The sequence below is a fragment of the Gaetbulibacter saemankumensis DSM 17032 genome (assembly GCF_000425645.1).
GTDB classification, from domain to species: Bacteria; Bacteroidota; Bacteroidia; order Flavobacteriales; family Flavobacteriaceae; genus Gaetbulibacter; species Gaetbulibacter saemankumensis.
The window spans coordinates 649868-664557 of the sequence record NZ_KE384430.1; the positions used below are offsets into that span (position 1 = coordinate 649868).

Annotated in this window: 16 protein-coding genes; 14 read left to right on the forward strand and 2 right to left on the reverse strand. The window is 35.2% G+C overall.

Annotated features, from left to right (window positions below; all coding sequences use genetic code 11):
* Window positions 1–66: 66 nt before the first annotated feature.
* Complete coding sequence (locus H611_RS0109435) at window positions 67–990, forward strand: DUF6427 family protein (protein ID WP_027138133.1); 924 nt, start codon at window positions 67–69, stop codon at window positions 988–990.
* On the opposite strand, the gene upp is transcribed toward H611_RS0109435, so the two are convergent.
* Entirely contained in the window at window positions 979–1638 is a 660-nt protein-coding gene (gene upp, locus H611_RS0109440; protein WP_027138134.1) for a uracil phosphoribosyltransferase, read from the reverse strand. The genes H611_RS0109435 and upp overlap by 12 nt on opposite strands.
* Window positions 1639–1712: 74 nt before the next feature.
* On the opposite strand from upp, the gene H611_RS0109445 reads away from it, so the two are divergent.
* Together H611_RS0109445 and H611_RS0109450 are read left to right on the forward strand one after the other, a co-directional pair.
* On the forward strand, window positions 1713–2318 hold the full coding sequence (locus H611_RS0109445) for a DUF4254 domain-containing protein (RefSeq protein ID WP_027138135.1): 606 nt from the start codon (window positions 1713–1715) through the stop codon (window positions 2316–2318).
* Between the two features lie 14 nt (window positions 2319–2332).
* Complete coding sequence (locus H611_RS0109450) at window positions 2333–3346, forward strand: glycosyltransferase family 9 protein (RefSeq protein ID WP_027138136.1); 1014 nt, start codon at window positions 2333–2335, stop codon at window positions 3344–3346.
* Between the two features lie 34 nt (window positions 3347–3380).
* On the opposite strand, the gene H611_RS0109455 is transcribed toward H611_RS0109450, so the two are convergent.
* The gene (locus H611_RS0109455; protein ID WP_027138137.1) at window positions 3381–4436 is read right to left on the reverse strand and encodes a ferredoxin--NADP reductase; all 1056 of its coding nucleotides are present in this window, start codon (window positions 4434–4436) and stop codon (window positions 3381–3383) included.
* Window positions 4437–4545: 109 nt separating this feature from the next.
* Between H611_RS0109455 and H611_RS0109460 the strand changes: the two genes are divergently transcribed.
* The 11 genes from H611_RS0109460 to atpA all read left to right on the forward strand — a co-directional run bounded on the left by H611_RS0109460 (window position 4546) and on the right by atpA (window position 14675).
* A complete protein-coding gene (locus H611_RS0109460) occupies window positions 4546–6021 on the forward strand; it encodes a DUF5687 family protein (protein WP_027138138.1) in 1476 nt (491 codons plus the stop codon).
* A 5-nt stretch (window positions 6022–6026) separates the two neighbouring features.
* Complete coding sequence (locus H611_RS0109465; protein ID WP_027138139.1) at window positions 6027–6722, forward strand: ABC transporter ATP-binding protein; 696 nt, start codon at window positions 6027–6029, stop codon at window positions 6720–6722.
* 118 nt (window positions 6723–6840) lie between these two features.
* Window positions 6841–9417 (forward strand): type IX secretion system periplasmic lipoprotein PorW/SprE, encoded by a 2577-nt coding sequence (gene porW, locus H611_RS0109470; protein ID WP_027138140.1) that lies wholly within the window; start codon window positions 6841–6843, stop codon window positions 9415–9417.
* Between the two features lie 28 nt (window positions 9418–9445).
* Entirely contained in the window at window positions 9446–9856 is a 411-nt protein-coding gene (locus H611_RS0109475) for a bactofilin family protein (protein ID WP_027138141.1), read from the forward strand.
* Complete coding sequence (locus H611_RS14665) at window positions 9825–10061, forward strand: AtpZ/AtpI family protein (RefSeq protein WP_027138142.1); 237 nt, start codon at window positions 9825–9827, stop codon at window positions 10059–10061. Before H611_RS0109475 ends, H611_RS14665 begins: the two co-directional genes overlap by 32 nt.
* Window positions 10054–10425, forward strand: coding sequence for a DUF6168 family protein (locus H611_RS0109485; protein ID WP_027138143.1), 372 nt, complete (start codon window positions 10054–10056; stop codon window positions 10423–10425). Before H611_RS14665 ends, H611_RS0109485 begins: the two co-directional genes overlap by 8 nt.
* 115 nt (window positions 10426–10540) lie before the next feature.
* Complete coding sequence (atpB, locus tag H611_RS0109490; RefSeq protein ID WP_394330429.1) at window positions 10541–11686, forward strand: F0F1 ATP synthase subunit A; 1146 nt, start codon at window positions 10541–10543, stop codon at window positions 11684–11686.
* A gap of 37 nt (window positions 11687–11723) precedes the next feature.
* The gene (gene atpE, locus H611_RS0109495) at window positions 11724–11912 is read left to right on the forward strand and encodes an ATP synthase F0 subunit C (protein WP_004569351.1); all 189 of its coding nucleotides are present in this window, start codon (window positions 11724–11726) and stop codon (window positions 11910–11912) included.
* A gap of 106 nt (window positions 11913–12018) precedes the next feature.
* Window positions 12019–12519: a F0F1 ATP synthase subunit B gene (locus H611_RS0109500; protein WP_027138145.1), complete on the forward strand. Its 501-nt coding sequence runs from the start codon at window positions 12019–12021 to the stop codon at window positions 12517–12519.
* 8 nt (window positions 12520–12527) lie between these two features.
* Window positions 12528–13064 (forward strand): ATP synthase F1 subunit delta, encoded by a 537-nt coding sequence (atpH, locus tag H611_RS0109505; protein WP_027138146.1) that lies wholly within the window; start codon window positions 12528–12530, stop codon window positions 13062–13064.
* A gap of 30 nt (window positions 13065–13094) precedes the next feature.
* Window positions 13095–14675, forward strand: coding sequence for a F0F1 ATP synthase subunit alpha (gene atpA / locus H611_RS0109510; protein ID WP_027138147.1), 1581 nt, complete (start codon window positions 13095–13097; stop codon window positions 14673–14675).
* The last annotated feature ends 15 nt before the right edge of the window (window positions 14676–14690 follow it).

A 14690-nucleotide genomic window follows, 5' to 3' on the forward strand; every position in this document is an offset into this window, starting at 1 on the left:
TAAAAATTTTTAACATATCCGTTTCATAGTTAGTATATTTACGAAGCAAAAATACAAAAACAGTTAATGATAGCAAGCATTTTTAATAAATCTAAGCCGTTAAATTTTGTCATTGTTTTTTTTATAACACTTGTTGCCTTTATTGCAGCCAGACAAGATCTTGATTTAGATACTTCTTATCTTGGTTTCTTTTTGAGTCAGTTGGGCATTTTTTTACTGTGTTGTATCACCCTTTTAATGGTTAGTTTTATAATTACTAAGAACAATTTAACCAGGAAAAATAATTATGATGTTTTATTGTTTGGAGTGTTTGTGCTCATGTTTGTACATACAACTTTAGATGTAAATATTATATGGGCTAATTTTTTTGTATTACTAGCATTACGCCGTCTCATGAGTTTGCGTTCTCAAAAAGAGGTTAAAAAGAAGTTGTTCGATGCCGCTTTTTGGATTGCTATTGCAGCTATGTTTTACTTTTGGGCCATTTTGTTTTTCGTACTGATCATAATTAGTTTGATACTGTATACGGATTACAATATTCGACATTGGCTGATTCCTTTTGCAGGTGTTGCAACGGTATTTATAATAGCCACAAGTACATCTATATTGCTGTATAACGACTATTTTTCGGTGTTTAAATCGTTGCCCGCAGTTGGTTTCGATTTTACTGCTTATAATTCGGTGCGTTTGGTGATTGGTATTGCAACGGTTTTATCCTTTAGTGTTTGGGCTTCATTTTTTTATCTTCAAAATATAAAACGAAAAAAGAAAGCAACGCGGGCTACTTTTAAAATTATCATTTTTGCTGTTTTAATTGCATGTTTAATTGTGATACTTACTCCTGATAAAACCAGTAGCGAGTTCTTGTTTGCTTTCGCTCCTTTGGCTATTATTATGACTAATTACATTGAAACCATTCGTGAAAAATGGTTTAAAGAAGCTTTTGTTTCTATTTTGGTAATCGTGCCGCTTCTATTATTAATGTTGTAGTTTTTCTCCAAATGCAAGGTCTCCGGCATCACCGAGACCGGGAATGATGTAGCCTTTATTGTCTAGTTTTTCGTCAATGGTTGCAATCCATAGGTGGGTGTCGGGGTTAAAATGATTTGACACGTAGTCTACACCTTGTTGAGATGCAATAACGCTCACTAAGTGAATGGCCTTAGGGTTGCCAAATGGTTTTAAAGCTTCGGAAGTTGCAACAATAGATTGTCCTGTTGCTAACATAGGGTCGGCCAAAATAAGTGTTTTGTTTTCAAGACTGGGACATGATAGATATTCCACCACAATTTCAAAACTCTCGGGGTTGTTTTTGTGATGGCGGTAGGCCGAAATAAAGGCGTTTTCAGAAGCGTCAAAATAGTTGAGTAAACCATTATGCAAAGGTACTCCGGCTCTAAGGACAGAGCATAAAACAATGTCTTCAGACAAGACATGCATGGATTTAAATCCTAAGGGTGTTTTTATGTTTGAAGTCTTGAAGTTTAGTGTTTTACTCATTTCATATCCTAATACTTCTCCAATACGTTCAATATTACGTATAAATCGCATGGAATCCTTTTGAATATTGGTATCTCGTATTTCAGAAATAAAGTTATTTAAAACTGAATTTTCTTCCGATATATGGTGAACGTGCATAGGCTTCAATCTTTTGTTTTGATCAATAAAGTTAATTAAATAGACGTATATTTGCATTTTAAAATTAAAACCTCATGTTTACAAGTAAAGCAAATAAAATTTTTCAGGAAGTAATTGATACCTATCACGTTATAAACACGGTAGATCAACCTTTTGAAAACCCTTATCCTAAAAGTGATTTAATCGAGCATTTGTTATACAGAAAGTGTTGGATTGATACCGTACAGTGGCATTATGAAGATATTATTCGTGACCCGCAAATTGATCCTGTAGCTGCATTGACTTTAAAACGTCAGATTGATGCTTCTAACCAGGATAGAACGGATATGGTTGAGTATATCGATAGCTATTTTTTAGAGTTATACCAAGATGTAACTCCAAAAGAAGATGCGACGATAAATACAGAAAGTCCTGCTTGGGGTGTAGATAGGTTATCAATTTTAGCATTGAAAATCTACCATATGAATGAAGAAGCTACACGTGAAGATGCCAGTGAGGCCCACCGTGAAGTTTGTCAGGCAAAGTTAAATGTCTTATTAGAGCAGCGTGTAGATTTATCTACAGCCATCGACACTTTACTTGCCGATATTCAGAATGGCGATAAGTATATGAAAGTATACAAGCAGATGAAAATGTATAACGATGATGAGCTTAATCCTGTTTTAAGAGGACAAAAGTAATATACGCCCTTTTTATGCCGGAATCAGTCAAGCACATTCTCGTGATTCGTTTATCTGCCATGGGCGATGTGGCCATGACTGTACCTGTTTTAAGAGCTTTAATAGATCAAAATCCCGATGTTAAAATTACAGTTTTAACTCGGGCTTTTTTTATGCCTTTTTTTGAAGGTTTAAAAAATGTCGATGTTGTTGAAGCCGATGTTAAGGGGCAGCACAAAGGTCTTTTTGGTTTGTATAAATTGGCTCGACAACTCAATAAGAAGCAGCGATTTTATGCGGTAGCAGATCTACATAGTGTGCTGCGTTCTAAATTATTAAAGAAGTTTATTAGGTGTAAACGCTTTGTGTCTATAGATAAAGGCAGAAAAGAAAAGAAGGCCTTGGTGTCGGGAACGGTATTTAAACCTCTTAAAACAACTCATGAAAGGTATGCCGATGTTTTCAGGACTTTAGGCTATACCGTTGATTTAACGCAGCCAAGGTTTCCTGAGCCTCGAAAATTACAACTTAAAGGATTACCAGAAAAGGACAGGCCTTGGATAGGTGTAGCTCCTTTTGCAGCGCATCCCGGTAAAATGTATCCGCTAGAATTTATGGTGGAGGTTATAAAAACCTTATCAGAAACCTATCAGATATTTTTATTTGGTGCTGAAGGTGAAGAGGAGGCCAAACTGAATGAGATAGCTCATAGCTTCGATAATTGTACAAATCTCGCAGGGCAGATATCATTTCATGAAGAATTAGATCTTATTTCTAACTTAGATGTGATGCTATCTATGGATTCAGGAAATGCGCATATCGCAGCTATGTATGGCGTAAAAGTGGTAACTATTTGGGGTGTTACGCATCCCTATGCGGGGTTCGCACCGTTTAATCAGCCAGAAGATTACTGCTTGTTAGCCGATAGGCATAAGTATCCATTAATACCCACTTCTATTTATGGGAATAAATGTCCGGAGGAGTATATTCAGGCAGCCGGGAGTATTCCATCAGAAAAAATCGTAGAAAAAATAAAGGCTATTGTATAACAATAGCCTTTATTTTTATTCTATATCCATTTAATTAAACATCGTCATAATCTACAACAATAGTTGGTGTTGTTGGGTGTGCCTGGCAGGTAAGAATTAAACCTTCGGCAACTTCATTTTCTGTTAAAATGTTATTTTGAGTCATTATGGCTTCGCCTTCTTTAATACGAGCTAAACAGCTACTGCAAATTCCCCCCTGACATGAATAGGGTGCGTCTAAGTCTTCATCCAGTGCTGCTTCAAGAATGGTTTGTTTTGGCGACATTTCAATAACCGTTTCTTCGTCGTCTACAATGATGGTGGCTTTGGTTACTTCGGTGTTCGTTGTAACTTCTGTAACTTCATCTGATTTTGCTGCTTTAAATAATTCGTAATGAATTCTTTCGGAATCAATACCGTGGTCTGTTAAAACATCTTTAACGGTGTTGATCATGGCTTCTGGGCCACATAAATAGAAATCATCAATATCAACGTGCTTGTATTTGTTTTTTACAATGAGGTTTACGGTGCTTTTTTCTATGCGTCCGAAAATGGCATTGTCTTCGGTGGTTTGGCTAAATACAAATTGAATGACAAAACGCTCTTTATATGCGTGTTGAAGCTCCAATAATTCATTAAGGAACATGGTGTCTTCGGTTGTTTTATTTCCGTAGACTAAGATAACTTTACTATGAACTTCCTCTTCTAAAGCACATTTAATAATGCTTAATACCGGTGTAATACCACTTCCCGCAGCAAAAAGTGCGATGTTTTTAGTTTTAGAATCGTTTGGTGTAAAGGTAAATCGTCCTTTTGGCGGAGCAACTTCTAAGGTATCTCCAGCCTGCAAGGTGTTATTAGCATAGGCAGAAAACGTACCATCCTGAACTTCTTTAATCGCCACTTTTAATTCGCCACTTTTTGGTGATGTACAAAGAGAGTAATCACGACGAATTTCATTACCGTCAATAATGGTTTTAAAGGTGATATATTGTCCTGCGGTAAATTTAAACGTACTTTTTAAATTCTCTGGAACGTTAAAACTAATACTTATTGCTTTATTAGTTTCTCTATTTATGTCTTTAATAGAAAGTTTGTGAAATGATGACATATCTTAATTTTTGACAAAAATAGTGAAGTAGTTTTTGAATATTAACTTTATTTGTAACATTTCGATTTAAAAAAACACTAATTTCTCATAGAAGAGAAGCTACAACTATATGACCTTGAAATTATTAAGTTTAGAATGGAAGTCGTTTGTCCGTTCTAAAAGTTTTGGTAATAATCTGGCGATAAAAATTTTAATGGGATTTTTTGCCTTGTTTATGATACTCTGTTTTTCATTCATGGGTATTGGGTCGTTTTATATTTTGCGAGAAACATTTCCTGAAGAAGATCCTCTTGCGTTTTTTAATAAGTATCTTGTTTTTTATTTGACGGCTGATTTAGTGTCTCGATATTTTCTTCAGAAAATGCCTGTGGTTAATATTAAACCTTTACTGTATTTGCCACTAAAGAAGCGGAAGGTTGTAGCCTTTGCTTTAAATAAAACCATATTCTCTTTTTTTAATGGTATACACGCTTTTTTGTTTATACCCTTTTCTGTAGCCTTGTTAATAGAAGATTATCCTTTTATAAATGTTATGGGGTGGTATTTAGCTGTTACAGCTATGATGTATTGCAGCAATTTTATTAACGTTTTTGTAAATAATAAAAATGGTATTTTCTATGCGGTCTTGGGAACCATGATTGTTTTTGGGGTACTGCACTATGTTGATATTTTTGATGTTACTCAATTAACACAGCCCATTTTTCAATCATTTTATTATAAACCATATCTCGCTTTTGTCCCTGTTATCGCCCTGGTAGTTTTATATAAAATGGCTTTCAAATATTTTACAAATAATTTTTATTTAGATATGGGATTATCTGGTAAAATAGAATCGGTAAAGAGCGAAGATTATACTTGGTTAAATAGATTTGGTCATGTTTCTATATTTTTAAAGAACGATATAAGATTGCTGAAAAGAAATAAGCGGGCAAAAACCACTTTATTAATGAGTTTATTGTTTTTATTCTACGGCTTGGCATTTTTTACAAATTCAATTGATGCCTACAAAGGTCCAATTTGGAAAATGTTTGCGGGTATATTTGTCTCTGGTGGATTTTTATTGAATTTCGGGCAATTGGTGCCTAGCTGGGATAGTGCATATTACCCGCTATTGATGAGTCAAAATATCAGATACAAAGCGTATTTGACTTCTAAATGGTACTTAATGGTTCTTGCTACTGTTTTATCAACCATCCTGTCTGGATTCTATTTGTACTTTGGTTGGGAAGCTTACGCTGCTGTGGTTGTTGGTGCTATGTATAATATTGGGGTAAATTCACATATGGTGTTGTGGGGAGGGGCCTATCTTAAAACGCCCATAGATTTAACTTCCAATAAAAAAGCCTTTGGAGATAAACAATCATTTAGTCCAAAACTCATGTTTTTTGCCATTCCAAAACTCCTTTTACCTTTGGTTATATATGCCATTGGATATTACACCTTAGGCGCTACATTTGGGTTTGCTTTAGTGGCTTCGTGCGGGGTTATGGGGTTTTTGTTTAAGAATAAAGTTTTCAATATTATAGAAAAAGTATATAAATCTGAAAAGTATAAAACGCTTTCGGCATATAAAGAATCCAATTAAAATGTATGATTATTACAACCAATCTTTCAAAAAAGTATAATAACAAGGTCGTGCTAGATATAGAGCATTTAGAAATTCCAAAAGGTCAGAGTTTTGGCTTGGTTGGGAATAATGGAGCAGGGAAAACAACTTATTTTAGTTTGTTGTTGGATTTGATACAGCCTTCAAGAGGTGAAATAATTAATAATGGGGTTGGTGTGGATAAAAGTGAAGACTGGAAGCCTTTTACATCGGCTTTTATCGATGAGACTTTTTTAATAGGTTATTTAACACCTGAGGAGTATTTTTATTTTATAGGTGAATTACGCGGACAAAACAAAGCCGATGTTGATGTGTTAATTGCGCAGTATGAAGATTTTTTTCATGGTGAAATCTTAAATCAGAAAAAATATCTGCGAGATCTTAGTAAAGGAAACCAGAAGAAGGTGGGTATAGTCGCTGCTCTTATTGGAACCCCCGAAGTCATTATTTTAGACGAACCTTTTGCTAATCTGGATCCGTCAACTCAAATTCGGTTAAAAAGTATTATTAAAGGTCTAACAGAGACACAAGGGGTAACGGTCTTAATATCGAGTCACGACCTGTTACATGTCACAGATGTTTGTAACCGAATTGTTGTTTTAGAAAAGGGCGTGATAGTAAAAGACTTAGAGACCAATCAAGAAACTTTAAAGGAGCTGGAGTTACATTTTGCAAACTAGTGCATGATTTAAAAGTGAGCGTTTTTTTAAGCATAATCAAAAAAGATGCTTATTTTTACCTGCTTACATAATATAAATAAGTAATTGTAGTTATTTTACTAGGACTAAAACACCAACGTTGAGAACATCTTTTAAAGCTTTATTCGTTATTTTATGTACCCTATTAGTGGCGGTAAGTTGTTCGCGTAAAAAGGACAAATTTATTAGTCGTAATTATCATGCAGTAGCGGCTGAATTTAATACGCTTTATAACGGTTATAATGCCTTAGAGGCAGGCAGGGCATCGCTAAATAGTAGTTATGAAGATAATTACTGGGATGTACTGCCCATAGAGCGCATGCAAATATTAGATGAGGTGGTGCTTCCTGGTCAATCTAAAAATGAGAACTTTTCCAGAGCAGAAGAGAAAGCCGTAAAAGCCATTCAAAAACATAGTATGGATATTGATGGCAAGGAGAAAAATCCGCAGATTGATGAAGCCTATTTACTTCTCGGAAAAGCCCGATATTTCGATCAGCGGTTTGTACCTGCACTGGAAGCCTTTAACTACATTCTCTATAAATATCCAGGTAGTGATAAAATAAATCAAGCGAGAATTTGGCGTGAAAAAACGAATATTCGTCTAGATAATAATGAGTTGGCCATTAAAAACCTAAAACGTTTACTGGAGCTTGAAGAATTAGACAATCAGGATTTAGCCGATGCGTCATCTATGTTGGCGCAAGCTTATTTGAATACGAAATCAGTCGATAGTGCCATTACGCAATTGGAAATAGCTTCGAATGCAACCAAAAGTGGCGATGAGCGTGGTCGGTACCGATTTATTCAAGGACAACTTTATAATCAATTAGGGTATAAGGATAGTGCTAATATCGCGTTCGATAAGGTAATAGCGCTTAATCGTAGAACGCCCCGAATTTATATGATTACGGCTTATCTTGAAAAGGTTAGAAACTTTGATTCTGATACAGGCAATAAACTGGAAGTTGCAGAATTGCTTTCGGACCTGGCAGAAAATAGAGAAAACCGTCCTTATTTGGATAAGATTTACCATCAGACGGGATATTTTCATTTGAATAACGGTTCGGATACCCTAGCTATCGCTTACTTTAACAAGAGTTTACGAACCAATTCGCGGGATAGATTGCTGAAGGCTAAAAATTATGAGATTTTGGGTGATATGAATTTTGATCATTCAGAATATCGATTAGCTGGAAATTATTACGACAGTACAATGACTAATTTGGTGGAAAACACCAAACCATATCGAATAATAAAGCGTAAACGCGATAATTTAGATGATGTTATCTATTATGAAGAGGTTGCCAAGGTAAACGACAGTATACTTTATTTGGTAGATTTATCGGAAGCTGAAAGAACGGCTTATTTTGAAACTTTTATAGAAAATCTAAAGCAAAAAGCAGAAGAGCAAAAGGAGCGCGAAGAAATAGCAGAACGTAATCAAGGTTTAGCAACTGCCAATCCAGGTGTAAGAGGTAATGGTCCTCCTGGGTTTGCACCTCAAACAGGCGGTCCGGGATTGCCAGGACAGGCGTCTTTTTATTTCTATAACCCAACAACCGTGGCTTACGGAAAAAATGAGTTTATAAAGATTTGGGGTGATCGTGCATTAGATGATAACTGGCGTTGGTCGGCTACTGGAAAGACTTCTATGGGAAATCAAAGCAGTGCTGCAATTGTAGCTTCAGCTTCGGAAGATGAGTTATACGATCCGCAGTTTTATATTTCTAAAATTCCAACCGAGGAAAAAGTTATAGATAGTATCTGGAAAGATCGAAATTATGCCTACTATCAATTAGGACTTATTTACAAGGAAAAATTTAAGGAATATCAGCTGTCTAAAGAGAAATTTCAGGAATTATTGCAAAGTCAGCCTGAAGAACGTTTAGTCTTACCATCAAAATACAATTTGTACAAAATTTATGAGCAGCTAGGGGAGCAGGATGAGGCATCTATCGCAAAGGCTGAAATTATAAATCTGTATCCCGATTCACGTTATGCCATGATTTTAAGTAATCCTGATTTGGTTTCCGATAAGGATGAAAATAGTCCGGAAAGTTTATATGAGGCCTTATATGAACAATTTCAAAATCAGGAATACCCCGATGTTATTAATAAAGCAGAAGATTACATTAGTCGTTTTGATGGCGAACCCATTGTGCCTAAGTTAGAGTTGTTGAAAGCTACAGCTACTGGTCGATTGTATGGATATGACGCATATAGTAAGGCTATAAATTATATTGCGGTAACCTATGCGAATGTTCCTGAAGGACAGGAAGCACAGGATATAGAAACTAAAGTATTGCCACGATTAGCTAAAAAGGAATTTGTACGGGTTAACGATAGCGTATATAGCGATTATAAGGTGGTGTTTAAGTTTGAAAATGCAAACCGAGATGAGGTGGATGCGTTTAAAAAGAAATTAGACGACATTCTAAAAAATGTTAAGTATTACGACTTAAAATCTTCAATCGACGTATATAATCCTACAACTACCTTTGTATTAGTGCATGGTATTACTAACGAACAGGTAGCGTATACGTTTAATCAGATACTGGAAAAAGACGATCGAAAAAAATTAAAAGCCCCATATTTTACCATAGCATCTACTAATTATCAAATTATTCAAATTCATAAGAATTTAGATGCTTATTTAAATAGGGATAATAATTGAATTAATAGCATTAAAAATTAGTAGTATTATGTTTTCGGATAATAAAAAAGATAAAAAAATGGTAGAAGGAACTTCAAGTCAAAATATAATATCACAAGGCACTAAAATTGTGGGTGATATTACAGGAGAAGGTGATTTTAGAATTGATGGCACGGTTGAAGGTAATGTAAAAACAGCTGGCAAGGTTGTGGTTGGGAAAGCCGGATTTATAAACGGTACTTTGAATGGTACGGATGCGTATTTTGAAGGCCGATTCTCAGGGAAATTAAATTTAACGGGAACCTTAACATTAAAAGCTTCAGCTTCTATTGAAGGAGAGGTTATTGCAGGGAAACTAGCTGTTGAGCCTGGAGCTAATTTTAATGTAACCTGTGCTATGAAAGGTGCGGTTAAAGAAATGAACGCAAGTGAAAAATCAAGAAAACCCCAAACAGCTTAGTAAGTACATCAGATTTACATCTATCGCTATTCAAATGGGCCTTACTATATATCTGGGAAGTAAGTTAGGTGAGTGGTTAGATGTAAAATTTGAAAACGCTAATCAGTTGTATTATAAAATAGTAACATTGCTGGCAGTTTTTCTAGCAATGTTTTCTGTTATTAGGCAGGTGCTTAATATTACCAATAAGGACAATAATGATTAAAAGAATATTAATATTTACAATAAGTATCGTTTTCCTTTTTATTGTATCGTTTTCCATTCATAATTATTTAAACACAGAGACTTTATCATTTATACTTTGGCATGTGTATGTGTTTCATGCTGTAGCGGCACTAATAGTCTATACAAGTGTAGAGCTTGTAGCAAGCAAAATGCCGAATCAGGCGGGGTATGCCTATCTCATGTTTATGTTTTTTAAAATAGGTGCCTTTGTGTTAATATTTCAAGAGTCGGTTTTTGCTAAAGATAGTTTGTCTCTGGCAGAACGTTTGGCGCTAGTTTTACCTCTGTTTTTATTTTTAATAGCTGAAGCTATTGGGGTTGCAAGACTTCTTAATGATAAATAGTCTAGGTATTTACCAGGTTTTTGTGAGATAAATATCAATTAATAAAACTAACTAAAAAAAGGGTTTGGGTTTTTAAATTATTGTGTACATTTGCACAAAATTTTACAGAGCATAAATGTCATTAGTTAGTAAAGGTATGATGGTAGCAAAAAAATCTATCAAGTTTATTGCAGTTTTAGTTTTAATGATGACTTCTATATCAGCGTTAGCTAATGGAGGAGAACACGATCAAGAAGGGCATGGTAAAGGAGACAAAATAGATACTCCAGAAAAAATAAACGCCTACATAAAACATCACCTTCAGGATTCTCACGATTTTCACTTATATACTAATCATGAAACCGGTGTGCATTATGGGTTTCCATTACCTGTAATTGTATGGACTAGTGAAGGTTTAAAAGTGTTTATGTCTTCTGAATTTCACCACGACGATAACGGTCATGTTATAGTAGAAAAAGGTGGTGTACAATTAACGAAAATTCACAGTAAAATATACGAGTTAGAAGCAGGTGCTCATCAAGTGCAGTTTGATGATCATCACCACCCGACAAATGCACATAAAGTGTTAGATTTTTCTATTACTAAAAGTGTTGTAGGGATGCTTTTAGCAGGTTTACTTATGATATTAGGCTTTGGTGCTTTAGCTAAAGGCTATAAGAAGGGTGCTATACCAACTGGAATGGGACGTGTTTTAGAGCCGTTAGTAATTTATGTGCGCGATGAAATTGCGCGTCCAAATATTGGTGAGAAGAAATATAGAAAGTTCATGAGCTTTTTATTAACTGTTTTCTTCTTTATCTGGATATTAAACTTATTGGGATTAACGCCGCTTGGATTTAATGTAACAGGTCAAATTGCGGTAACCGTTTGTTTAGCCATATTTACAGCAATCATTTATTTAACTAGTGGTAGTAAAGATTTCTGGGTTCACACCTTGTGGATGCCAGGCGTGCCAGTAGTTTTAAGGCCCATATTAGCGGTTATAGAGCTTATAGGTTTTGTGTTAATTAAGCCTTTTTCACTATTAATTCGTTTGTTTGCAAATATGACGGCAGGTCACTTTGTAGTAATGAGTTTAATAGCATTAATGATTACCATGAAAGAAGCCTTTGGGCCGGTAGCCTCAACAGGGATGTCTTTTGTGTTAGCATTATTTATTTCGGTTATTGAAATTTTAGTAGCCTTTTTACAAGCGTTTATTTTTACGATGTTATCATCGTTATTTATAGGAATGGCAGTTGAAGAACATGACCATCACTAATAAGAATTTGTTTAATTAATATTTAAAATCAATTAGTATGTACAATTTAATTGGAGCAGGATTAATCGTAATCGGTGGTGGTATCGGTTTAGGTCAAATTGGTGGTAAAGCAATGGAAGGTATTGCTCGTCAACCTGAAGCAGCTGGTAAAATCCAAACTGCGATGATCATCATTGGAGCCTTATTAGAAGGTTTGGCTTTCGGTGCATTAATCTTAGGGAAATAATTCCTAACAAAAACAAATAAATCAGTTTTCTGCAACGGTTGGTTGCAGAAGCTGTTTTAAAAGAATTAAACAAAAAATAGTATAAACTAATTTATAGTTACAACACATGGATCAGTTATTAAATGATTTTTCTCCGGGATTGTTTTTCATGCAAGCAATAATTTTATTAGTGCTTATCTTATTAATGAGAAAGTTTGCTTGGAAACCAATATTAGATTCTTTACAAAATCGTGAAGAAGGTATTCAAAATGCATTAGATTCTGCTGAAAAAGCAAAATTAGAAATGCAAAATCTTCAGGCAGATAACGAAAGATTATTACAAGAAGCTAGAGTTGAGCGTGAGACAATGTTAAAAGAGGCGCGCGATATTAAGAATAAAATGATTGAGGAAGCAAAATCTGAAGCAGAAACTCAGGCTAATAAATTAATCGAGCAAGCTCAAACGGCTATTGAAGGAGAGAAAAAGGCGGCTATGGCGGAACTTAAAAGTCACGTAGCAGGATTATCTTTAGAAATTGCTGAAAAGATTTTAAACGAGGAATTAGCTGGTAAAGACAAGCAATTAAACTTAGTGGAGTCTATGATTGGCGACGCTAAATTAAACTAAGAGATATCATGACGGGAGCGAGAGCAGCAATACGTTACGCAAAGGCGGTTTTAAGTTTAGCTTCAGATAATACATCTGCAGAGGCGGTAAACAATGATATGAAGTTAATTGCTGATACTATTTCTAAAAGCAATGACTTAAAAGAAATGCTTCTAAGTCCTGTAGTTAGTTCTTCAGTAAAAAAGGCAGTTTTATTAGAGGTTTTCGGTAAATCAACTAAAGAAATAACCAACCTAATAAATCTATTAGTGGCTAATAACAGAGTGGCTATTTTAGATCAAGTAGCAGCTAAATATTCTGAGTTGTTCGATCAAGCGCAGGGTATAGAATTAGCAACAGTTACCACAGCGGTAGCTTTAAATGCTGCGTTAGAAGAACAGGTTTTAGCTAAGGCAAAAGAGCTTACAGGTAAGGATGTTCAGTTAAAAAATATAGTAGATGAATCCATTATTGGCGGTTTTATCTTAAGAGTAGGCGATGTGCAGTATAATGCAAGTATTGCAAATCAGCTTAATAAATTAAAAAAAGAATTTTCATTAAACTAAGATATTTATAGTATCTAAATAAATAATAAGATGGCAGAAGTAAAACCAGCTGAAATATCAGCAATCTTAAAACAACAACTAGCAGGTTTTGAAGCAGGTGCTTCATTAGACGAGGTTGGAACTGTATTAACTGTAGGTGATGGTATTGTACGTGCTTACGGATTGGCTAATGCTCAATATGGTGAGTTAGTAGAATTTGAAGGTGGTCTTGAAGGTATTGTACTTAACCTTGAAGAAGATAACGTAGGTATTGTATTATTAGGTGGTTCAACTGCTGTAAAAGAAGGATCTACAGTAAAACGTACTAATCGTATTGCTTCTGTTAATGTTGGTGAAGGTATTGTTGGTCGTGTGGTAGATACTTTAGGTAACCCTATTGATGGGAAGGGTCCTATTACTGGAGAAACTTTCCAAATGCCATTAGAGCGTAAAGCGCCGGGTGTTATTTATAGAGAGCCTGTAACCGAGCCATTACAAACAGGTATTAAATCTATTGATGCTATGATTCCTGTAGGTCGTGGTCAACGTGAGTTGGTTATTGGTGACCGTCAAACAGGTAAAACGACTGTTTGTATTGATACGATCTTAAATCAAAAAGAATTTTACGATGCAGGTGAGCCTGTATATTGTATATATGTAGCTGTTGGCCAGAAGGCTTCTACAGTTGCGAACATTGCTAAAACTTTAGAAGATAGAGGGGCTTTAGCTTATACTACTATTGTTGCGGCAAACGCATCAGACCCTGCTCCAATGCAGGTATATGCTCCAATGACTGGTGCTGCTATTGGTGAGTATTTTAGAGATACTGGTCGTCCAGCATTAATCATTTATGATGATTTATCTAAACAAGCGGTAGCTTACCGTGAGGTATCATTATTATTACGTCGTCCACCAGGACGTGAGGCGTACCCTGGAGACGTTTTCTACTTACACTCTCGTTTATTAGAGCGTTCTGCAAAAGTCATTAACGATGATGATATTGCTAAAGAAATGAACGATTTACCAGAATCGTTAAAGCCAATCGTAAAAGGTGGTGGATCTTTAACAGCTTTACCAATTATCGAAACACAGGCAGGTGACGTATCGGCCTATATTCCAACTAACGTAATCTCTATTACAGATGGACAGATTTTCTTAGATGGTGATTTATTTAACTCGGGTGTGCGTCCAGCTATTAACGTAGGTATTTCAGTATCGCGTGTAGGGGGTAATGCTCAGATTAAATCCATGAAGAAAGTATCTGGTACTTTAAAATTAGACCAAGCACAATTCCGTGAGTTAGAAGCTTTCGCGAAATTCGGTTCAGATTTAGATGCTGTTACTTTAAACGTAATTGAAAAAGGTAAACGTAACGTTGAGATTTTAAAACAAGCTCAAAACGATCCTTATACTGTTGAAGATCAAATTGCAATTATTTATGCAGGATCTAAAAACTTATTAAGAGATGTACCAGTGAATAAAGTAAAAGAATTCGAAAGAGATTTCATCGAGTTCTTAAGAGTTAAGCACAGTGATGCTTTAGCAACTTTAAAAGCAGGTAAATTAACTGATGAAGTTACAGATACATTAACTGCTGTAGCAAAAGATTTATCAGGTAAATATAGAGCATAAAAAGCTGTAATGTCA

Excerpts from the sequence above, each read along its gene's own strand:
- H611_RS0109435 (WP_027138133.1), top strand. The coding sequence starts at position 67 with ATGATAGCAAGCATTTTTAATAAATCTAAGCCGTTAAATTTTGTCATT.
- upp (WP_027138134.1), bottom strand. The coding sequence starts at position 1,638 with ATGCACGTTCACCATATATCGGAAGAAAATTCAGTTTTAAATAACTTT.
- H611_RS0109445 (WP_027138135.1), top strand. The coding sequence starts at position 1,713 with ATGTTTACAAGTAAAGCAAATAAAATTTTTCAGGAAGTAATTGATACC.
- H611_RS0109450 (WP_027138136.1), top strand. The coding sequence starts at position 2,333 with ATGCCGGAATCAGTCAAGCACATTCTCGTGATTCGTTTATCTGCCATG.
- H611_RS0109455 (WP_027138137.1), bottom strand. The coding sequence starts at position 4,436 with ATGTCATCATTTCACAAACTTTCTATTAAAGACATAAATAGAGAAACT.
- H611_RS0109460 (WP_027138138.1), top strand. The coding sequence starts at position 4,546 with ATGACCTTGAAATTATTAAGTTTAGAATGGAAGTCGTTTGTCCGTTCT.
- H611_RS0109465 (WP_027138139.1), top strand. The coding sequence starts at position 6,027 with ATGATTATTACAACCAATCTTTCAAAAAAGTATAATAACAAGGTCGTG.
- H611_RS0109475 (WP_027138141.1), top strand. The coding sequence starts at position 9,446 with ATGTTTTCGGATAATAAAAAAGATAAAAAAATGGTAGAAGGAACTTCA.
- H611_RS0109485 (WP_027138143.1), top strand. The coding sequence starts at position 10,054 with ATGATTAAAAGAATATTAATATTTACAATAAGTATCGTTTTCCTTTTT.
- atpB (WP_394330429.1), top strand. The coding sequence starts at position 10,541 with ATGTCATTAGTTAGTAAAGGTATGATGGTAGCAAAAAAATCTATCAAG.
- atpE (WP_004569351.1), top strand. The coding sequence starts at position 11,724 with ATGTACAATTTAATTGGAGCAGGATTAATCGTAATCGGTGGTGGTATC.
- H611_RS0109500 (WP_027138145.1), top strand. The coding sequence starts at position 12,019 with ATGGATCAGTTATTAAATGATTTTTCTCCGGGATTGTTTTTCATGCAA.
- atpH (WP_027138146.1), top strand. The coding sequence starts at position 12,528 with ATGACGGGAGCGAGAGCAGCAATACGTTACGCAAAGGCGGTTTTAAGT.
- atpA (WP_027138147.1), top strand. The coding sequence starts at position 13,095 with ATGGCAGAAGTAAAACCAGCTGAAATATCAGCAATCTTAAAACAACAA.